Below are 14,653 nucleotides of genomic sequence, written 5' to 3' on the forward strand. Positions count from 1 at the left end.
TAGGTAAAGACCACAGGCCGGCCAAGCCTGTCAACGCGGCATCGGCGGCTTTCCAACGGGATTGCGCATCTGCGGCAACGCCTTGATCTGTCTGCACAGTTTCTGGACAGCGAAGCTGGCCTTGTCTAAAAGCGCTTGACCCGCAGATATCAGCCTAAACTCGCGGTTTGGATGGCTGGAAGGCGGGTACAAGCACACCCGATTGGATGAACATGAGCGGCGTCAACGAGATCAGGTCGACCTTTCTGAACTTCTTTGCCGAGAACGGCCACGAGATCGTGTCGTCCTCGCCATTGGTGCCGCGCAACGATCCGACGTTGATGTTCACCAATGCCGGCATGGTGCAGTTCAAGAACGTCTTCACCGGCGTCGAGAAGCGGCCCTATCAGCGCGCCACCACCTCGCAGAAATGCGTGCGCGCCGGCGGCAAGCACAACGACCTCGACAATGTCGGCTACACCGCGCGCCATCTCACCTTCTTCGAGATGCTCGGCAACTTCTCGTTCGGCGACTATTTCAAGGAGCGCGCGATCGAGCTGGCCTGGAAGCTGATCACCAAGGAATACGGGCTCAAGAAGGACAAGCTGCTCGTCACGGTCTATCACACCGACGACGAGGCGGCCGGACTGTGGAAGAAGATCGCCGGCTTCTCCGAGGATCGCATTATCCGCATCCCGACCTCGGACAATTTCTGGGCGATGGGCGACACCGGCCCGTGCGGCCCGTGCTCGGAGATCTTCATCGATCGCGGCGAGCACATCTGGGGCGGGCCTCCGGGCTCGCCGGAGGAGGACGGCGATCGCTTCCTCGAATTCTGGAATCTGGTGTTCATGCAGTACGAGCAGGTGACGAAGGAGGAGCGCGTGCCGCTGCCGCGTCCCTCGATCGACACCGGCATGGGGCTGGAGCGCATGGCCTGCATCATGCAGGGCGTCGACAGCGTGTTCGAGACCGACCTGTTCCGTCATTTGATCGACGCGACCGCGTCGGCTCTCGGAAGCGGACCGGACAAGAAGACCGTGGCCTCGTTCCGCGTCATCGCCGACCATCTGCGTTCGTCGGCCTTCCTGGTCGCCGACGGCGTGCTGCCCTCGAACGAGGGCCGCGGCTATGTGCTGCGCCGGATCATGCGCCGCGCGATGCGCCATGCGCAGCTGCTCGGTGCGCAAGAACCGCTGATGCATCGCCTGGTCTGGGCGCTGGTGCGCGAGATGGGCCAGGCCTATCCCGATCTGATGCGCGCGGAAAATTTGATCGAGGAAACGCTGCGGCTGGAAGAGACCCGCTTCCGCAAGACGCTGACGCGCGGCCTCGCCATTCTCGACGAGAAGAGCGCTTCCTTAAAGAAGGGCGACATGTTCGACGGCGACGTCGCCTTCACGCTGTACGACACCTATGGCTTCCCGCTCGATTTGACGCAGGACGCGCTGAAGTCGCGCGGCATCAGCGTCGACCAGGCCTCCTTCACCGACGCGATGGAGCGTCAGAAGGCCAAGGCGCGCGAATCCTGGAAGGGGTCTGGCGAAGCGGCTTCCGAGGCGATCTGGTTCCCGCTGCGTGAGAAGCTCGGCGCAACCGAATTCCTGGGTTACGAGACCGAGAGCGCCGAAGGCGTGGTGACCGCGCTGGTCAAGGACGGCAAGGAAGCCACGAGTCTCAAGGCCGGCGACACCGGCGCGATCGTGCTGAACCAGACGCCGTTCTACGCGGAGTCGGGCGGCCAGGTCGGCGACACCGGCGTATTGACGGGCGAGGGCGGCATCAAATTCCGCGTCACCGATACGCAGAAGAAGCTCGGCGATTTCTTCGTTCACGTCGGCACGGTCGAGAGCGGCGAGCTGAAGCTCGGCACCCCCCTGCAGCTCGAAGTGGATCACGGCAGGCGCTTTTCGATCCGCGCGCATCACTCGGCCACGCATCTCATCCACGAGGCGCTGCGCCAGGTGCTCGGCGATCACATCGCCCAGCGCGGCTCGATGGTCGCGCCGGATCGGCTGCGTTTCGACTTCGTGCATCCGAAGCCGATCACGGCGGAAGAGCTCGCGCGCGTCGAGGACATCGCCAACGAGGTGGTGCTGGAGAATGACGAAGTCTCGACCCGCGTCATGGGCGTGGACGAGGCCCGCGAGGCCGGCGCACGCGCGCTGTTCGGCGAGAAATATGGCGACGAGGTTCGCGTCGTCTCGATGGGCCGGACCGCGCGCGAGCGCGGCGCCAACGCGCTCGGCTGGTCGGTCGAACTCTGCGGCGGCACGCATGTCAGGCGCACCGGCGATATCGGCCTGATCACGCTGACCGGCGAGAGCGCGGTTGCCTCCGGCGTGCGCCGCATCGAGGCGCTGACCGGCAACTACGCGCGCAAGCACGCCAACGAGACCATGGCGCTGGCGAAGACGGCGGCCAACGAACTGCGCACCTCGATCGACGACGTCCCGGCGCGCATCAGTGCCCTGATGGAGGAGCGCAAGAAGCTCGAGCGCGAACTCTCCGACGCCCGCAAGAAACTCGCGATGGGCGGCGGTGCGGCTGCGAGCAACGGCGCGGCCTCCGGCGTGCGCGAGGTCGGCGACGTCAAGCTGATGGCGCGCGCGGTCGAGGGCATCGAGATGAAGGATCTCAAGAGCCTTGCCGACGACGGCAAGAAGCAGATCGGCTCCGGCGTCGTCGCCATCGTCGGCGTGACCGAGGACGGCAAGGCCGGCGTCGTGGTCGGCGTCACCGCGGATCTCACCTCGCGCTTCAATGCGGTCAATCTGGTGAAGGTCGCCTCCGAAGCGCTCGGCGGCAAGGGCGGCGGCGGCCGGCCCGACATGGCCCAGGCCGGCGGCCCCGATGGCGCGAATGCGGCCGCGGCGCTCACGGCGATCGAAAAAGCCATGACTGAACAAAAATCGGCCGGCGCGTAGCCAGGTGCGCCCCGTTCCGCGAGGGCGTGGCTCAACTGATCCCAATCTGAGGGATCGCCTCTACGAATTGCTGGAGCACGATCCGCTGGCCTACTCGGTCGGGTCGCGCTTCATCCAGCTGGTCATCGGCGTCATCGTGCTGGACGTCGCTGCGATGATCCTTGCCTCGGTGCCGGAGCTGGATGCGCAGTTCGGCGCGCTATTCGCGGGCATCTCCATCCTCTCCGTGATCGTATTCGCGCTGGAATATGCCGCGCGGCTGTGGACGGTGGCGGGCCATACCCAGCGCACGGCGTCCGCGCTGTCCGACCGGCTCGGCTATGTGTTCTCCGCACTCGGCATCATCGATCTGCTCGCGTTCCTGCCGGCTGCGGTCGTGCTCGCTACGGGCCGGCATGCGACGCTGGCAGCCCTCGGCGTGCTGCCGTTCTTCAAGCTGGTGCGGTACTCGCCGGCGATGCGTTCGCTGCTCGCGGCCGTGCACGCCGAGCGGCGGGCGCTGATCGGCTGCATCGTCATCCTGATCGGCGCGGTTCTGACGTTTGCCTCGCTGCTCTACGCCATCGAGCGCGACGTGCAGCCCGACAAGCTCGGCACCATTCCGCAGGCGATGTGGTGGGCGATCGTGACGCTCGGCACCGTCGGCTATGGCGACGTCGTGCCGGTGACGGCGCTCGGAAAGTTCATCTCCGTCTTTACCATCATCAGCGGCTTTGCCATGATCGCGCTGCCGGTCGCGATCATCTCGACGGCCTTTGCGGAAGAGGTGAAACGGCGCGACTTCGTGGTCACCTGGGGCATGCTGGCGCGGGTGCCGCTGTTCTCGCATCTCAGCGCATCCGAGATCGCCGACATCATGCGGCTGCTGCGGGCGCGCACCATCGAGCAGGGCGAGATATTGGTGCGGCGGGGCGATGCGGCTTCGTCGATGTACTTCATCACCGCCGGCGAGGTCGAGATCGCGCTGCCGAACCAGCAGGTGCGGCTCGCGGATGGCACCTTCTTCGGCGAGATCGCGCTGCTGCATAAAACAAAACGCAGCGGCACGGTGACGGCGACACGCAAGACCCGGCTGCTGGTGCTCGACGCCCAGGACTTTCACGCCCTGATCGAACGCATGCCGACGCTCGCCGCGCACGTCCACAACACGGCGAAGGCGCGGCTGGAGGGCAGCGGCGACCTTGCCGTGGCGGAGCTGGCGCAGGCGGAGCGCGAAGGCGCCGACCGCTGAGGGCTCAACCCTTCTTCAGGAAGACGTAGTCGGCCGAGTAGGGCACACTTTGAAAGTTGCCGGCTTTTTCGCAAGGGCCGTCGTCCAACCAGCCGCCGTGCGTATGAATACGCTGGACCGTCGTGACATCGCCGAGGACGCCGCTGCCGCGGCGGGAGGTCACCTCCAATTTGAGCCACGGGATGTCCGTGGTCTTGCCCGACGCGTTGCCGATCGCCAGTCTGCCGGTCATCTTGCCCACCACGGCGCTGCCGTCGGCGTGCTCCCAGTTCGGCCCGGCATAGTGCCGGCCAACCGTCTTGCCCTCGGACAGCAGCGTCGCGATCGGCTCGCGGAAGGCCCAGGCGAGCTTGCCGTCGGTGCCGGCCTTGCACTCGTAGACCTGCGCGCCCTCGGCGTGGACGCTGAGCACGACTGTCTCGCCGGGCGCGGCGATAGCGTCGGGGAGCGGGTCGGCGGCGAATGCGGGCGTGCTGGTCAGCACGAGAACTGCAAACGCAAGACTCTTGAGTGTCGTCATGGTGCTTCCTCAGGCAAAAGTCTCGTCATTGCGAGGAGCTCTTGCGACGAAGCAATCCAGTATCTCTCCGCAGCGACAGTCTGGATTGCTTCGCTTCGCTCGCAATGACGGGGTGGAGGCAGCTTACGCCGCCAGCGCCTTCCCGAGGTTCTCGGCGACCTTGTCGAGGAAGCCGGTGGTCGAGAGCCAGCGCTGGTCGGCGCCGACCAGGAGCGCGAGGTCCTTGGTCATGTAGCCTTCCTCGACTGTGTCGACGCAGACCTTCTCCAGGGTGTTCGCGAACTTGGCGAGCTCGGCATTGTTGTCGAGCTTGGCGCGGTGCGACAGGCCGCGGGTCCAGGCGAAGATCGACGCGATCGAGTTGGTCGAGGTCTCCTTGCCCTTCTGGTGCTCGCGGTAGTGGCGGGTCACCGTGCCGTGGGCGGCCTCGGCTTCCACCGTCTTGCCGTCGGGGGTGAGGAGGACCGAGGTCATCAGCCCGAGCGAGCCGTAGCCCTGTGCCACGGTGTCGGACTGCACGTCGCCGTCGTAGTTCTTGCAGGCCCAGACATAGCCGCCGGACCATTTCAGCGCCGAGGCCACCATGTCGTCGATCAGGCGGTGCTCGTAGGTCAGGCCCTTGGCCTCGAATTCCTTCTTGAACTCGCGGTCGTAGATGTCCTGGAAGATGTCCTTGAAGCGGCCGTCATAGACCTTGAGGATGGTGTTCTTGGTCGAGAGATAGACCGGGTAGTTGCGCAGCAGGCCGTAATTGAGCGAGGCGCGGGCGAAGTCGATGATGGAATCGTCGAGATTGTACATCTGCATGGCGACGCCGGCGCCGGGCGCCTTGAACACTTCCCGCTCGATCACGGTGCCGTCCTCGCCGACGAACTTCATCGACAGCGTGCCCTTGCCCGGGAACTTGATGTCGGTGGCGCGGTACTGGTCGCCATAGGCGTGGCGACCGATGATGATCGGCTTGCTCCAGCCCGGAACGAGGCGCGGCACGTTCTTGCAGATGATCGGCTCGCGGAAGATCACGCCGCCGAGGATGTTGCGGATGGTGCCGTTCGGCGACTTCCACATCTGCTTGAGGTTGAATTCCTTCACCCGGGCCTCGTCCGGGGTGATCGTGGCGCACTTGACGCCGACGCCGACCTTCTTGATGGCCTCGGCGGCGTCGATCGTCACCTGATCGTTGGTCTCGTCACGGTACTCCATCCCCAGGTCGAAATAGAGCAGCTCGACATCCAGGAATGGGTTAATCAGCTTGTCCTTGATGTACTGCCAGATGATCCGGGTCATCTCGTCGCCATCGAGTTCGACGACGGGGTTGGACACCTTGATTTTTGCCATGATCGGGGAAGCCTCTTGGGAACGGCGCTTTGGCGCGCCACGGGAATATCCGCCGCCTCTTAGCACCTGATAGCAGCGGGCGAAAGCCAAGGGATTATGCACTTTTAGCTCATCCAGCCCCCGCAGATGGGGGTTCGAGGAGCCCCGTCGCGAGGGCAGGGCTGAAGTTTCAGGCGAGATTCAAAAGTCGAATCCAACCCGTTATTTCCCTTGAGAATTTTGTCAGGACAGGCAAACGACAGGCGAACGGGCAGCCGGCCCGAGAGCAGGTCAAGACCGGGTCGAGACCAGGTCAGGACCGGCCTTGAATCATTTCATCAAGAGGGCCTGTCCAAGGCCTTGAGAACCAGTGTGAAAGCGAAGCGAGATGTCGGGGACTGACAAGAGCAAGGCGGGCCTTTCCCTCGACGGTCCCATCGTCATCCTGGTCGAGCCGCAGCTGGGCGAAAACATCGGCATGGCCGCGCGCGCCATGGGTAACTTCGCACTGAGCCGATTGCGCATCGTCAATCCGCGCGACGGCTGGCCGAACATCGCCGCCCAGCGCGCCGCGGCCGGGGCCGACTATATTCTGGACAAGGTCGAATTGTTCGACACGGTCGGTGAGGCCGTCGCCGACCTCGACTTGCTGTTCGCCACCACCGCGCGCCCCCACGACCAGGCCAAGCCGGTGGTGGGGCCGGAAGCCGCAGCTAGTGAGATTTCCGGGCACGTCGCCGCCGGCGGAAAGGCCGGTATCCTGTTCGGCCGGGAGCGCTGGGGCCTGACCAATGAGGAGGTCGGGCTCGCCAACCGCATCATTACCTTCCCGGTCAATCCGGGCTTTGCCTCGCTCAACCTCGCCCAGGCTGTGCTCCTGGTCGGCTACGAATGGTTCAAGCGGGCGACCTCCGGCCAGCTGCCGCACGCGATGCCGGAGCGCTCCGAGCGCGCCTCGCAGCACCAGATGCAGGCCTTCTTCGACAATTTGATCCGCGAGCTCGACCGGGTCGAATTTTTGCGCCCGGCCGAGAAGCGCGACACCATGCTGGTGAACCTGCGCAACATCTTCACTCGGATGGAGCCGACCAAGCAGGACATGCACACCCTGCACGGGGTGGTGATGGCCATTGCCGAGGGACGCAAGGGCCCGGCCAAGGGCGGCGTGCTCGACGGCGAGCAGGCCACGCGGCTGCGCGCGCTTTTGGCCGAGCACGGGCAGGGCGGCGGGGTGCCCGACAGCGGCTCCACCGTGCGCGGCCTCGCCCGCCTGCTCCGCCGCAACCCGACCGACGCCGAGCGCCTGCTGTGGCAGGCGCTCACACGCGACCGCCGTTTCGCAGGCGGGTTCAAGCGCCAGACCCCTGTGGGGCGGCATATCCCCGACTTCGTCTCGTTCCCGCACCGGATCGCGATCGAGCTGGTGAACGCGGGTGAGAACGAGGCGATCGTCGCGGATCGTGCGTCGCGGCGGGCGTGGCTGGAGGCGCGCGATTATCGGGTGCTGGAGATTCGGGCGGCGGATGTGGAGCGCGATATCGAGGCGGAGCTGGAGCGGCTGCAGGGAATGATACAGCAGAGCGCTTAAATTTCGTCGGAAAGCAAAGCGGATTGTCGGTCTCGCTCACCTGGGCCAATCAGCGCCGGTTCAGCGCTGGAAGACAACCTTGCCGCCAACCAGGGTCAGGTCCACCTTGATCTCCTTGATCTGCTCCTCCGGCACGGTCGCGTAGTCGGCGGAGAGCACCACGATGTCCGCCAGCTTTCCGGGTTCAATGGTCCCTTTGCGCGCTTCATCGAACGTGTAGCGTGAAGCCGCGCTGCTGTAGAGACGGAGGGCCTGCTCGCGGGTGATGGCTTCTGCCAAGCCGTAGACGTTTCCGTTGGGGTCCTTCCTGGTCACCATGATGTACATGTTGAGGAAGGGGTTGATCGGGTTGACCGGAAAATCCGTCCCGGCGCCGAGGCTGTTGAGCCCCATTTTTTCGATCAACGTCCTGGTCGGCACGGCGCGGTCGGCGGTCGCTTTCCCGAGAAATCGTTCGACGGTCGCTGCCTTATCCCACATGAAAACGTTCTGGAAATCGATGCGGATTCCGAGTCTTTGCGCACGCTCCATCTGTTCTGGCCGGATCAGGCTGGCGTGGATGAGGACGAAGCGACGATCGCGGATCGATTTTTCTTTATCCGCTGCCTCGAAGGCATCGAGCACCTGGTCAACACCCAGGTCGCCCACCACGTGGACACCGACACGCCAGTCATAACGGTTGCTGACGGCGATGAGTTGCTTCAGCCGCTCGGGAGTCTGCTGCGTGATGCCGTGATAGGTGTCGTGTGAATCGGGATACACGTCACGCATGAGCGCCGTCTTCAGCGTCATGCCGCCGTCGTAAAAGATCTTGATGCCGGCGAACTTGAGCCAATCGTCACCGAACCCTGATGAGGCGCCATTGCCTGACATGATCGCTTCCCATGCAGTCAGATCAGCTGGGGGCTCCGGTCGAAACATCACGCCGGTGCGCAAAGTGGCCTTCCCGGCTGCGACAAGCTTCTGCAGCGTGCGGACGTCGCGTGGCTCTGTTGCGCCTTCGATCACACTGGTGATGCCAAAACTGTTCAGCACACCTTCGGCAATGGTGAATTGCCGCATTTCGTCGTCTTCTGTCCAGGGTGGTACGGCCTTCTCGACCCGATCGATCGCCGTCTCCACGAGCACGCTGGTCAATTCACCGGCTGCGTCGCGTTCAAACTTTCCACCACTCGGATCCGCGGTGGTCTTGTCGACACCGACCACTTGTAGAGCCATGGTGTTCGCCATCGAGAAATGCCCGACGGTGCGAAGATAGACCGGGTTGTCTGGAGCAACGCTATCGATCTCCTGCCTCGTCAGATAGCGCTTCTCGGCCAATTGTGAGGGTGGATGCCACGCGCCACCTACAATCCACTCACCCGGCTTTTTCTTCGTGGCGAATGATTTGATGGCCTCGAGCGCGTCCGCAACGGTCTTGGCTCGGCCCAGGCTTACGACATAGTCGCCCAGACCAGCGGCTTTGAAGTGAGCGTGTGTATCGATCAATCCGGGGATGACGGTCTTGCCAGACACATCGAGCACGCGGGTCCGGGCGCCTGCAAGCGCCTTGATCGAAGCACTGGTTCCGGTCGCGATGATCTTTCCATCCGCGACGGCGACTGCCTCCGTGACGGTCGATCGGTCGTCTAACGTCAGAACCTTGCCATTAACGAGGACCAGGTCAGGCGCATTAAGCTCCGGCTGCTGTGCCTCGGCATTTGCGACGCCAGCGATGAACGTGCCCGTAGCAAGGATTGCAAATGCCGTTAACTTGCGGATCATCGCGTACCCCCTTGGATCTTTTTTGCGTTGGCGACAGCTGCAAGGGTATCTTTGATCAAATAGGGGTTCAATGCTTCTCGACGCTTGGCAGCGTCGCACGGTGGGCAAGGTGGAGTGCTCTCTTGGCTAGCCGAAAGCTGGCTGGCTCCGTACCGGGCGCCCATGTCCCCTCTACGAAAGGCGCCCGAGCTGCACCTCGCGCTCCACCGCAATCCATGTCGTGCGCGCCACCGCGAGCAATTTCCCGGCTCCATCATGCACCGCGGCGTCGGCCATGCGCTTGCGGCCGTCGCGGGCGGTTGGCCAGGCCGTGATGATGCAGCGGTCTCCCGGGCGCGGGCGGGCGTCGATGTGAGCCGACATCCGCCCGAGCAGGAGCGGGGTCTTTTCGAAGCCGCCGCTCTGCTGATCGTAATTGCAGGCAAAGCCGGTGGGGCAATCGAGCGCCGACCAGAGGAATTCGGGTGCGACCAGGCCGTCCTCGGCGGCGAGGTTCGAATCTGGTGCCCAGGTCGCCGCGAGGACAGGAATCTGCGCATGACGGCTGAGCGGCCCGGCGAAGATGCGCAGGCCGTCGCCTTTCGCACGCGCGGGACCGCAAACGAAGCAATTCGGCAGCGGATGCTCGTGCGGCTGGACTAGCGCCAGCAATTCGGCGGCGCGTGCTTTCTCCAGGCTCGCTGTCTCCAGCCGCGCAAGCTCGACGCTTGCCGGCCGCCCGGTCGCGACGACCTTGTCGCCGTCGCGAAGCTCCCATGTGCCGTCGTTCGTCGCGACCGCATCAAGCGGCGTGTCCAGCGGCGGCGGTGCGCGCAGCGTCACCTCCGCAGCCCCCGGGATGTGGCGGGCCAGCCGCCCACAGACATAGCCGCCGTTGCCGGAGTTGGGAGGACCGCAAAAGCGTTTGTCGATGATGATCTGTGTCATCGGTTTTGTTCTCTCTTCCCCGTGCACTTTACCTGATCTTGAGGACAATTCGCCCCTGAACCGTTCGGTTGGCCACGGCACGCATGGCTTCGCCGGCCTCCTCCAAAGGGAGGACGCGATCGATATGCGGGCGGATTTTTCCGCCGGCCAGCAATTGCATCAGCGTGGCATTCATACGCGCGGCGTCCGCGGGAAATTTCTCCGCCCAGGCGCCGACGAAGACTCCGAGGATGGAATAGTTCTTCAGCAGCGGAAGGTTCATCGGGAGCTGGGGAATCTCGCCGCTGGTGAAGCCGATGGGCATCAGCCGTCCGCCCCACTTCATCGAGCGGGCCATCTGCTCGAATATCGCGCCACCGACAGTGTCGAAGCCGATATCGATGCCGTCTGCCGTGATCGCCTTGATCCGGCCGCGCAGATCTTCGCTGCGATAGTTGACGACTTCGCTGGCGCCGTAACTCTGGACCAGGGCTGCCTTGTCGTCGGAGCCGACACCGGCGACGACACGCAGTCCCAGATGGCGGCCGAGGTCGACGGCGGCAAGGCCAACTCCGCCAGCAGCACCGGTGACGAACAGCGTTTCGCCGCGCTGCGCCCGGGCCCGTTCGACCAGCGCATAATAGGCCGTGCCGTAATTATGCAGGACCGTCGCCGCGGCTTCGAACGCGACGCCTTCAGGCAGACGCACGCACTTTGAGTCCTTCGCTATCATCCGCTCGGCGTAGCCGCCGGTCCAGGCGCTGCACGCCACGCGGTCGCCAGGCGCGAATCCCGTGACCTCGTCGCCGACCGCGACGACGACACCGGATGCTTCCGTGCCAGGCACGAAGGGCGTCGGCGGCCGCATCTGATAGAGCCCCGAGACCACCAACTGGTCCATGAAACTGACTGAAGCCGCGTGGACGTCGATCAGGATCTCGTCGCCGGCCGGCTTCGGCTCGTCGATCTCGCCGAGGCGCAAATCGCCGGGTCCGGTGAACGATGTGCACAGAATCGCTTTCATCGGGGCGCTCCGAAAGGACGCGGCAGCAGCATGGGAACGCGTCGGCGATAGTCCTGATAGGTCGCGCCGAATTCGGCGATCAGGTCGCGCTCCTCGAACTGAAGCGCGGCCAGGATGTAGGCGGTGTTTGCGAGCGCAAACAGAAGGTGGCCAATGGTCATCTCGGGCGTGGCCCAGAACGCGAGCAGGAAGCCGAGCATGATGGGATGCCGCACGATCTTGTAGAGCAGCGGCGTCCTGAACGATTGACCTGGTATCGCGCTCCCGCGGAACGCAACGAAGGCCTGGCGCAGGCCGAACAGATCGAAATGATCGATCATGTGGGTCGAGGCGAACGCGATCAGCCAGCCGAGCCAATGTACGCCGATCAGCAACCAGGCCGCTGTTCCGCTGGTTTGCCAGACCGGCGTGGGGATCGGACGCCACTGCCAAAACAGCAGCAGCAAGATCAGGCTGGAGAGCAGCACATAGGTGCTGCGCTGGCAGGCTGCGGGGAGGAATTTGACCAGCCATCGCTTGAAGCCCGGGCGCGCCATGACGCTGTGCTGGATTGCAAACAGGCTCATCAGCAGCAAGTTGACGACGATGGCCACGCTCAGGTCCGTCGGGCTGCCGACGCCGATCGGCATGTCGATCGACTTATCAATCGACTTGGGCACGACATAATTGCCGACGAAACCGAGCGCATAGAGAAATGAGACCGTGAAGATGACGTAGCTCACGATGGCGTAGAGCAGGATCAGGAGGCGCGAGATCATGTTTTTTCCTATTGTGCCTGATGCAGCCGTGCCGCATGCAGGAGCCTGAGTTGCTCGCCGGCGAGCAGGCTCGATCTGCCCCGACTGCTATCGCTGGACCGTCCCCTGTGCGTCCCCCGGGGGCGCCGCGAGGGGAGGGAGGACTTTCATGACGGTTTTCTCGCTGGGGACGTTCGGGTTCCCGGAGGTCCACGCCGACGGCCGCCCGATCAAGTTGGCCCTGCGCAAGGGCCTCGCGCTGCTGGTCTATCTCGCGGAAGCCAAGGGCGCTGCGGCCCGCGACGTGGTGGCCACGCAGCTGTGGCCCGAGGCCGACCGCGAGACCGGCCTTGCGCGATTGCGGCGGCTGCTTCACCGCATCGAGCTGACGCTGGGTCAGCAGGTGTTCGAGACCGATCGGACTAGTCTGCGATGGTCTCCGGCAGTCGCGCTGCAGGTCGATGCACATCTGTTCGAGAGCGCCTGCGATCGCGGTGACTTTGACGAGGCCTGCCATATTTATCGGGGAGATTTCCTCGCAGGCTTCTCGCCGGAGGACTGTCCGGAATTCGACGACTGGGCGTTCTTTCGCCGCGAGGCGCTGCGCGGACGTCTCGTTCACGCGCTGGAGCGTCTGGTGCAGGACAAGACTGCTGCCGGAGACTACTTTGCCGCGACCGCACATGCGACCCGTCTGGCCGAGCTCGATCCTTTGAGCGAGGTCTACGGCCGGCATCTGATCCGCAGCCTGCTGCTGGCGGGCGACCGCAGCGCGGCAGAGCGGCACCACGCGGCACTGACGCAGCGGCTGCGTGACGAGCTTGGTGTTGCGCCCGAAGCCGAGACCGAGGCGCTAATGAGTCCTGCGGCGGCACATGCGATTCCAGCGACGCGCTATGTCAAGGGCGCCGGCGTGCATCTGGCATATCAGACCTATGGCAGCGGTCCGGTCGACATCCTGGTCATGCCGGGCTTCGTGTCGCATGTGGAACGCGCCTGGGAGCATCCCGCGAGCCGGAGGTTTCTGGCCTCACTGATGAAGCTTGGGCGCCTGATCGTGTTCGATCGTCGCGGCATCGGGCTGTCGGACCGGGTTGGATCGGCCCCCGGTATCGATGTCACCGCGGAGGATATCGGTACCGTGTTGCGGGCGACGGATTCGCGCCGTGTCGTGCTGTTCGGCGCATCCGAGTGCGGGCCAGCCTGCATCAAATTTGCGGTCGATGAGCCGCGTCTCGTGGCCGGACTCATTCTGTTCGGTGCATTGGCCAAGGGCTGCTGGTCGCAGGACTATCCGCACGCGTTGCGCGCCAGCCAGTACGACGCCTGGAGCAAGCACCTCATTGCGCAATGGGGAGGACCGGTAGAGATTGAAACCTTCGCGCCCAGCCTTGCCGGCGATCCCCAGGCCCGCGCCTGGTGGGCGGGGCTATTGCGCGCGGCCTCCAGTCCCGGCGGCATCTCGGCCGTGCTCGAGGCGTTTCGCGACGCCGACGTGCGGCAGCTTTTGCCGCAGATTGCCATGCCGACATTGGTGCTGCATCGTCGGGACGACAAGGCCGTACGGATTGCGGCCGGCCGCGATCTCGCGAGCCGGATCAAAGGTGCGCAATTCGTCGAGCTCGACGGCCATGATCACTGGTTCTTTGCAGGCGATCAGGGACCGGTGCTGGGGGCGATCAGGCGGTTCATTGCTGCGTTACCGCGCGAGCGGCTGCGAGTGCTGTAGCCCGGATGAGCGACGCGACATCCGGGGACGCTCGTCCCGCATGTCGCGTCGCTCATGCGGGCTACGGGATGGGAGCGATCACACCGCCTCGAGCTGATCCGCCGCGCGCTTCTTCTTTGCCTTGGACTGGCTGAGCAGGGGACCTGCCGTCAGCGCCGCCGTATCCGCCACACCCGGATCGCGCGACACCATCGCCGCGACGATCGCGCCGTCGATCAACAGGCCGAGCTGGTGCGCGAGCACGATGGGTTCGTTCGATCCGAGCTCGCCGGCGAGCTTCTCGATATGGCCGAGCACGATCTTCTTGTGCTTCAGCGCGATGTTGCGGAACTGCTTGGCGTCCTTGTCGTGCTCGCCGACCGCGTTGATGAAGGGGCAGCCGTAGAAGCGCTCTTCGGCGAACCAGCTCTTCAGGGCCGGGAAGATGCGCGTGAGTTTGGCTTGCGCATCGCCGCCGCCTTCCTCCATGGCGCCGATGAACCATTCGCGCCACTGCTTGCCTTCGCTCTCCAGCACCGCGTTGACGAGATTGGTCTTGGAGCCGAACAATTTATAGAGCGTGGTCTTCGCGGTGCCGGCTTCCGCGATGATCGCGTCGATGCCAGTGGCGTTGATACCGTTCTTGCAGAACAGATGCGTCGCCGCGTTGAGCAGGCGCCCGCGCGCGGACTCGTCTTCGCTGGTGCCGCCGTGCGGCGAATGAGGCTTCTGCTTAGACGTCTTGTTCGGTGAGGGCTTGGCCATGAGTCCAAACTTACCCGCAGCCGCGCTGCATCAGCAAGCCGCATCTGTCCGCGCTGAAAAGATTCGCACGGGAAAGCCGGTCTGCATCGCCTTTGAGCAAACGGCGGCTGATCAATCCGCAGGCAGCGTTCGCTAAGCGGCTCCAATGCTTCGCCTTTTGATTTTGGCCTGGTCTGGCACGCTCCAT

Annotated in this window: 11 protein-coding genes; 4 read left to right on the top strand and 7 right to left on the bottom strand. The window is 64.3% G+C overall.

Annotation, left to right across the window (positions count from 1 at the left end):
• Positions 1–212 precede the first annotated feature (212 nt).
• Positions 213–2,906: an alanine--tRNA ligase gene (gene alaS / locus BRA1253DRAFT_RS35435; protein ID WP_007602220.1), complete on the top strand. Its 2,694-nt coding sequence runs from the start codon at positions 213–215 to the stop codon at positions 2,904–2,906.
• 4 nt (positions 2,907–2,910) lie between these two features.
• Positions 2,911–4,137: a cyclic nucleotide-gated ion channel gene (locus BRA1253DRAFT_RS35440; protein ID WP_007602221.1), complete on the top strand. Its 1,227-nt coding sequence runs from the start codon at positions 2,911–2,913 to the stop codon at positions 4,135–4,137.
• Between the two features lie 4 nt (positions 4,138–4,141).
• Here BRA1253DRAFT_RS35440 and BRA1253DRAFT_RS35445 read toward each other — a convergent pair whose 3' ends face one another.
• Both BRA1253DRAFT_RS35445 and BRA1253DRAFT_RS35450 read right to left on the bottom strand, forming a co-directional pair.
• Positions 4,142–4,657 (bottom strand): DUF3455 domain-containing protein, encoded by a 516-nt coding sequence (locus BRA1253DRAFT_RS35445; protein ID WP_007602222.1) that lies wholly within the window; start codon positions 4,655–4,657, stop codon positions 4,142–4,144.
• A 123-nt stretch (positions 4,658–4,780) separates the two neighbouring features.
• Complete coding sequence (locus BRA1253DRAFT_RS35450) at positions 4,781–5,995, bottom strand: NADP-dependent isocitrate dehydrogenase (RefSeq protein ID WP_007602224.1); 1,215 nt, start codon at positions 5,993–5,995, stop codon at positions 4,781–4,783.
• A gap of 367 nt (positions 5,996–6,362) precedes the next feature.
• Here BRA1253DRAFT_RS35450 and BRA1253DRAFT_RS35455 point away from each other — a divergent pair, with 367 nt between their 5' ends.
• Positions 6,363–7,562: a TrmJ/YjtD family RNA methyltransferase gene (locus BRA1253DRAFT_RS35455; RefSeq protein WP_007602231.1), complete on the top strand. Its 1,200-nt coding sequence runs from the start codon at positions 6,363–6,365 to the stop codon at positions 7,560–7,562.
• Between the two features lie 60 nt (positions 7,563–7,622).
• On the opposite strand, the gene BRA1253DRAFT_RS35460 is transcribed toward BRA1253DRAFT_RS35455, so the two are convergent.
• The 4 genes from BRA1253DRAFT_RS35460 to mddA form a co-directional block, all read right to left on the bottom strand.
• Positions 7,623–9,326 (bottom strand): amidohydrolase, encoded by a 1,704-nt coding sequence (locus BRA1253DRAFT_RS35460; protein ID WP_007602233.1) that lies wholly within the window; start codon positions 9,324–9,326, stop codon positions 7,623–7,625.
• 171 nt (positions 9,327–9,497) lie between these two features.
• On the bottom strand, positions 9,498–10,253 hold the full coding sequence (locus tag BRA1253DRAFT_RS35465) for a PaaI family thioesterase (protein WP_007602234.1): 756 nt from the start codon (positions 10,251–10,253) through the stop codon (positions 9,498–9,500).
• A 28-nt stretch (positions 10,254–10,281) separates the two neighbouring features.
• On the bottom strand, positions 10,282–11,256 hold the full coding sequence (locus BRA1253DRAFT_RS35470; protein ID WP_007602236.1) for an NADPH:quinone oxidoreductase family protein: 975 nt from the start codon (positions 11,254–11,256) through the stop codon (positions 10,282–10,284).
• Entirely contained in the window at positions 11,253–12,014 is a 762-nt protein-coding gene (gene mddA / locus BRA1253DRAFT_RS35475; RefSeq protein ID WP_007602238.1) for a methanethiol S-methyltransferase, read from the bottom strand. The genes BRA1253DRAFT_RS35470 and mddA overlap by 4 nt, the downstream gene beginning before the upstream one ends.
• Before the next feature lie 148 nt (positions 12,015–12,162).
• Here mddA and BRA1253DRAFT_RS35480 point away from each other — a divergent pair, with 148 nt between their 5' ends.
• Positions 12,163–13,722: an alpha/beta fold hydrolase gene (locus tag BRA1253DRAFT_RS35480; protein WP_007602240.1), complete on the top strand. Its 1,560-nt coding sequence runs from the start codon at positions 12,163–12,165 to the stop codon at positions 13,720–13,722.
• A 78-nt stretch (positions 13,723–13,800) separates the two neighbouring features.
• On the opposite strand, the gene BRA1253DRAFT_RS35485 is transcribed toward BRA1253DRAFT_RS35480, so the two are convergent.
• A complete protein-coding gene (locus tag BRA1253DRAFT_RS35485; RefSeq protein ID WP_007602242.1) occupies positions 13,801–14,466 on the bottom strand; it encodes a TetR/AcrR family transcriptional regulator in 666 nt (221 codons plus the stop codon).
• Between the last annotated feature and the right edge of the window lie 187 nt (positions 14,467–14,653).

It is taken from the genome of Bradyrhizobium sp. WSM1253 (assembly GCF_000244935.1).
Lineage (GTDB): Bacteria > Pseudomonadota > Alphaproteobacteria > Rhizobiales > Xanthobacteraceae > Bradyrhizobium > Bradyrhizobium canariense.

What these genes read in the sequence shown, in the direction of transcription:
- alaS (WP_007602220.1), top strand. Translation starts at nt 213, where the DNA reads ATGAGCGGCGTCAACGAGATCAGGTCGACCTTTCTGAACTTCTTTGCC.
- BRA1253DRAFT_RS35445 (WP_007602222.1), bottom strand. Translation starts at nt 4,657, where the DNA reads ATGACGACACTCAAGAGTCTTGCGTTTGCAGTTCTCGTGCTGACCAGC.
- BRA1253DRAFT_RS35450 (WP_007602224.1), bottom strand. Translation starts at nt 5,995, where the DNA reads ATGGCAAAAATCAAGGTGTCCAACCCCGTCGTCGAACTCGATGGCGAC.
- BRA1253DRAFT_RS35455 (WP_007602231.1), top strand. Translation starts at nt 6,363, where the DNA reads ATGTCGGGGACTGACAAGAGCAAGGCGGGCCTTTCCCTCGACGGTCCC.
- BRA1253DRAFT_RS35460 (WP_007602233.1), bottom strand. Translation starts at nt 9,326, where the DNA reads ATGATCCGCAAGTTAACGGCATTTGCAATCCTTGCTACGGGCACGTTC.
- BRA1253DRAFT_RS35465 (WP_007602234.1), bottom strand. Translation starts at nt 10,253, where the DNA reads ATGACACAGATCATCATCGACAAACGCTTTTGCGGTCCTCCCAACTCC.
- BRA1253DRAFT_RS35470 (WP_007602236.1), bottom strand. Translation starts at nt 11,256, where the DNA reads ATGAAAGCGATTCTGTGCACATCGTTCACCGGACCCGGCGATTTGCGC.
- mddA (WP_007602238.1), bottom strand. Translation starts at nt 12,014, where the DNA reads ATGATCTCGCGCCTCCTGATCCTGCTCTACGCCATCGTGAGCTACGTC.
- BRA1253DRAFT_RS35480 (WP_007602240.1), top strand. Translation starts at nt 12,163, where the DNA reads ATGACGGTTTTCTCGCTGGGGACGTTCGGGTTCCCGGAGGTCCACGCC.
- BRA1253DRAFT_RS35485 (WP_007602242.1), bottom strand. Translation starts at nt 14,466, where the DNA reads ATGGCCAAGCCCTCACCGAACAAGACGTCTAAGCAGAAGCCTCATTCG.